Genomic DNA, 4,063 nt, shown 5'->3' with positions numbered 1-4,063 from the left:
CGGCCCGTGCGACTCGCGCCGTGAGCGCGGGGACTTCGGGCCATTCCTCCGGCCGCAACGACATGACTCCCACCCCAGAGGCCGGGAACGACAAGGCCGACCACCACAGTGCCAACAGCCTCCCCACACCCCAGGACACGACATTTGGCCAGCAGGATCCCCGCGGGCGTGAAAATCGGTACAGGGGCTGTCCGCTGACGCCGCTTGATGTTTGGGCTGTGAGCCCGCATAGGAGTCTGGTGAGGGAGCCGTCCGAGGGGGCCGCACACTGTCGCTTTGAGCACGCCGATCAGCTTCTCCGTTACCCCTTTGGCTTCCCGGGCAGCCCCTGCCTGCACGATAACAACTGGGGGTAGTCATGGAGGAGTTGAGAGAAGACCACGACGACGGCACGGTCGCCGGGGGCGCGGCGATCGACATCGCGAAGGCGTCCGGGATGGTCTGCCTGCGCGTCCCGCACGACACCATCGAGGGCCGGCGCGTTCAGAAGGTCTGGACGGTTGCCTCGACCACGAACACGATCCTCGAACTCGGCGACCGACTGGTCTGCCAGGGTGTTGAGCGGGTGGTCATGGAAGCGACGGGCTCGTACTGGCGCCCGTTCTTCTACCTGCTGGAGGCCCGCGGCCTGGACTGAGGGCTGGTCAACGCACGGGACGTGAAGAACGTCCCCGGGCGACCGGAGACCGACAAGCTGGACGCGGTCTGGCTGGCCAAACTCGCCGAACGCGGCATGGTCCGCGCCTCGTTCGTCCCGCCCAAGCCGGTGCGGCAGCTACGCGACTACACCCGCACCCGCAACGTGTTCGTCCAGGAACGCACCCGGCACAAGCACCGCGTGGACAAGGCCCTGCAGGACGCGCAGATCAAACTGTCCGGCGTCGTCTCGGACCTGTTCGGCATGTCCGGGCGAGCCATGCTCGACGCGATGGTCGCCGGGGAACGCAACCCGCGCACCCTGGCCGACCTCGCCAAAGGCAACCTGGTCAAGAAGAAGCCGGCCCTCATCGAGGCCCTGACCGGGCAGTTCGAAGACCACGCCCGGCTTCTGCGGGTGCTGCTGGACACCGTCGACCATCTCACCGCACAGATCGGCGAACTCGACCGGCTGATCGCCCGGACGCTGCAGGAGATCACCACCCCGCCAGACCCCTCGGGCACCGACAGCGAGTCCGCCACGACAATCAGTGCACAGGCTCTGGCCGAGAAGGTCGACGCGGTCCCCGGGATCGGGCCGGCCACCGCGCAGATCATCCTCGCCGAGATCGGCGCGGGACATGAGCCGCTTCCCCACCCCCGAACACCTGGTCTCCTGGGCCAAGTTATGCCCCCGCACCATCCAGTCCGGAGCGAAGCGCAGCACGGGTCCGGCCGGACAGGGCAATCCCTGGCTCAAGGGCGCCCTCGGCGAGGCCGCCAACGCCGCCGCCCGCACCGACACCTTCCTCGGCGCCCGCTACCGTCGCATCGTCAAACGCCGCGGCCACGCCAAAGCCCTGGTCGCCGTCGCCCGCTCGATACTCGTCATCGCATGGCACCTGATCAACAACCCAGACGCCTCCTACCAGGAACTCGGCGCCGACTGGCACCGCCGCCACCTCGACCCCGCCCGCAAAACCCGCGATCTCGTCCGCCAGTTCCAGGCCCTCGGCCACCAAGTCGCCCTCACGCCGGCATCAGCCTGACCGGCCCGTCTCACCTCATCCGGTCCGCAAGCGGCCCGGATGCTGCCGCCTGCCCTTCCGGACATCGGTTTTCCGATCAGCGTCAATGCAGTGAGCGAGGCGTTCAACGGCGTGCTGAAGGTCGAGTACGTCCACCGGCACACCTTCGCCACCCGCGCCGAGGCACGGATCAGGATCGCCAACTGGATCACCGACTTCTACAACGCCAGGCGGCTACACAGCGTATGCGGGTTCAAGAGCCCGATCGACTACGAACGTGACTACCGGGCCACCCTCACAGAGGGACTGGCCGCATAGTTCGTCTCCACGCTGCCAGGGGATTGACAGTGTCACGACTCACCGAGCCTGTGGACACCTCCGCACCGCTCAACCTTGAAGACCCCGTATCGTGCACCAGTTCATTTTTAGCTTCACAAGCCCTGTCATGAAAGATCCACTGACATGGCATATGACTCTGGCAACCCAGCCAGCGAGTGCGATTTCCTAGGAGCAGGGGCCGAGCGGCTTCTGGACGCCAGTAGCCACGAGGGGCAAGTTCAGCCTCCACCCCCTCCAGGAGAAATGGATAAATAGCATGCATTGGACACGCAAGCGAGGGTTCGTCCGCGGGATCGGAGCAGTGGCACTGACCGCGGCTGCGCTCGTCGGTGTAACGGCGGCTCAGGCCCAGGCCAGCAGCTGGACCCGGACCGGCCCGGTTCGAGCAACCGAGGCACAGGCCGAAACGGACGACCTGCAGATGAGGCGGAGCTGCAAGGGTGACGACGTCTCGAGCCGCATCGACGAGGTGAACGGCGGCTATCAAGCGGTAGTGGCCTGCACGGATAACTGAGCGTTTTCCAACCTCGTGGTGCCGACCACGAGGTTGGACACTCCTGCGGAACGATGAAGCTCCTGGTAGACGGGTTCCCGACCAAGATCATCCGGGTGCGGCAGGAGCTTCGCCTGCTTGTCTACCGGTCCTCGATCGATCTGTCCAGCCAGACCCTGCGATTTGAAGTTCCCCTCCTACTGTGGAGATCGTGGCCGGAGGGATAGTTGGGGTCATGGCGTCCAAGAAGGGCCTCTACGATACGTAGTTGTGCGCAGTCGGTTGATCTGCCTGGTGCGGTCGAAGACCAGGTCCAGGCGGTGGGTAGTGAGGGTGCGCAAGTCGACGGCAGGGTGATCCGGACCGTCGAGCAGCTGCACGCCTTGCCGGAACGCGAGATCGCACGATGTGCCCACGGCCTGGTCGACGTGCTCGCGCTCCTGCACGCGGTCGATCCCGGCGCGGTCTCGCTGACCGGGTTCGGACGGCCGCAAGGCTATCTGACGCGCCAGGTCCAGCGCTGGTACGACCAGTGGCTACGCGTCCGGACCCGCGAACTCGTCGACATGGACGCGTTGTACGCCCGCCTCGCCGCCGCCTGCCCTGCGGGGAGCGGCGCCTCGATCGTCCACGGCGACTATCGCATCGACAACGCCACCCTCGACCTCGTCGACCCGGGCATCGTTCGTGCGGTGGTCGACTGGGAGATGGCAACCCTCGCCGATCTGGGTCTGCATCTCGTGTACTCGGCCCCGGCCTTCGCACCGGTCCTCAGTGGATCGGCCGCCTCCACCAGCGACCGAGACTGCCTGCCCCGGCCGACCTCGCCCAGCACTACGCCCAGGCCAGCGGCCGCGACCCCAGCGACCTCGGCTTCTATCTCGCTCTGGGCTACTTCAAGATCGCCGTCATCGCCGAGGGGATCCACGCCCGCTTCCAGCAAGGTCTGACACGGGGCACCGGATTCGACACGGTGGGGCAGGCCGTCGCGCTGCTCACCGCCGTCGGTCTTCGAGCGCTGGCCCACCCTGGTACTGCCACCCACTCGCAGTCGGCACGACCCCGCCGCCGGCGGCCCCGTGTGCTCACCTCCTGGTGCACATGACCGGCGACGCGTCACCGACCCGTCCGATCCCAGATCCGGGCCAATCGCGTGCCACGGCAAGCACGCAGGGGCCCGGACGGCTCCGCCAGTGCCACTCGCCGACCGGAATGCGGCCGGGGTAGCCGGCGTGGATCTCCACCTGGCCGCCCCGGCCTTGGACGAGGTCGTATCCTGCCACGGGGATGTCATCGCTCGAAGGTGTGGCGTTGGGGCATCGCCGTCGGTCAGGCGTTCGGGCCTCGCTTGGATTAGGGCATGAGCGTGCGCAAGCTCGTACGCGTCCAGGGTGCCACCGGCGCGGGCCCTGCCCGAGAACGATCTCTCCGCGGGACTGCGCTGATCCTGGGTCTTCAAGGTTGAGCGGTGCGGAGGTGCCGACGGGCTCGGTGAGTCGTGACACAGTGTGTGCGTAGCCGCTGGTTCGTGGCGTTGCGGAACCCGAAGGCTGCGCGGGTGACGAGC

General features: G+C 67.0%; 6 protein-coding genes and 1 pseudogene. 6 read left to right on the top strand and 1 reads right to left on the bottom strand.

The window, feature by feature from the left end:
• Positions 1 to 358: 358 nt before the first annotated feature.
• Positions 359 to 637, top strand: a complete 279-nt coding sequence (locus ABZ453_RS50600) for a hypothetical protein (protein WP_359026772.1) — start codon at positions 359 to 361, stop codon at positions 635 to 637.
• A 96-nt stretch (positions 638 to 733) separates the two neighbouring features.
• Positions 734 to 799, top strand: a pseudogene (locus ABZ453_RS50595) (hypothetical protein); the annotation flags it as partial.
• Here the strand turns inward: ABZ453_RS50595 and ABZ453_RS50590 are convergent.
• Complete coding sequence (locus tag ABZ453_RS50590) at positions 776 to 1,279, bottom strand: hypothetical protein (RefSeq protein WP_359026770.1); 504 nt, start codon at positions 1,277 to 1,279, stop codon at positions 776 to 778. The pseudogene ABZ453_RS50595 and the gene ABZ453_RS50590 sit on opposite strands and share 24 nt — an antisense overlap.
• Between ABZ453_RS50590 and ABZ453_RS50585 the strand changes: the two genes are divergently transcribed.
• The 4 genes from ABZ453_RS50585 to ABZ453_RS50570 all read left to right on the top strand — a co-directional run bounded on the left by ABZ453_RS50585 (position 1,278) and on the right by ABZ453_RS50570 (position 3,446).
• The gene (locus ABZ453_RS50585) at positions 1,278 to 1,685 is read left to right on the top strand and encodes a transposase (RefSeq protein ID WP_359026768.1); all 408 of its coding nucleotides are present in this window, start codon (positions 1,278 to 1,280) and stop codon (positions 1,683 to 1,685) included. The two genes, ABZ453_RS50590 and ABZ453_RS50585, sit on opposite strands and share 2 nt — an antisense overlap.
• Positions 1,686 to 1,775: 90 nt before the next feature.
• Positions 1,776 to 1,982, top strand: a complete 207-nt coding sequence (locus tag ABZ453_RS50580; RefSeq protein WP_359026766.1) for an IS3 family transposase — start codon at positions 1,776 to 1,778, stop codon at positions 1,980 to 1,982.
• Positions 1,983 to 2,304: 322 nt separating this feature from the next.
• The gene (locus tag ABZ453_RS50575) at positions 2,305 to 2,517 is read left to right on the top strand and encodes a hypothetical protein (RefSeq protein ID WP_359026764.1); all 213 of its coding nucleotides are present in this window, start codon (positions 2,305 to 2,307) and stop codon (positions 2,515 to 2,517) included.
• A 299-nt stretch (positions 2,518 to 2,816) separates the two neighbouring features.
• The gene (locus ABZ453_RS50570; RefSeq protein WP_359026762.1) at positions 2,817 to 3,446 is read left to right on the top strand and encodes a phosphotransferase family protein; all 630 of its coding nucleotides are present in this window, start codon (positions 2,817 to 2,819) and stop codon (positions 3,444 to 3,446) included.
• Positions 3,447 to 4,063: the final 617 nt, after the last annotated feature.

The sequence above is a fragment of the Streptomyces sp. NPDC005799 genome, from assembly GCF_040630525.1.
Lineage (GTDB): Bacteria > Actinomycetota > Actinomycetes > Streptomycetales > Streptomycetaceae > Streptomyces > Streptomyces griseorubiginosus_B.
This window is presented reverse-complemented; position numbering and strand designations above follow the sequence as displayed.

Excerpts from the sequence above, each read along its gene's own strand:
- ABZ453_RS50600 (WP_359026772.1), top strand. The coding sequence starts at position 359 with ATGGAGGAGTTGAGAGAAGACCACGACGACGGCACGGTCGCCGGGGGC.
- ABZ453_RS50585 (WP_359026768.1), top strand. The coding sequence starts at position 1,278 with ATGAGCCGCTTCCCCACCCCCGAACACCTGGTCTCCTGGGCCAAGTTA.
- ABZ453_RS50590 (WP_359026770.1), bottom strand. The coding sequence starts at position 1,279 with ATGTCCCGCGCCGATCTCGGCGAGGATGATCTGCGCGGTGGCCGGCCC.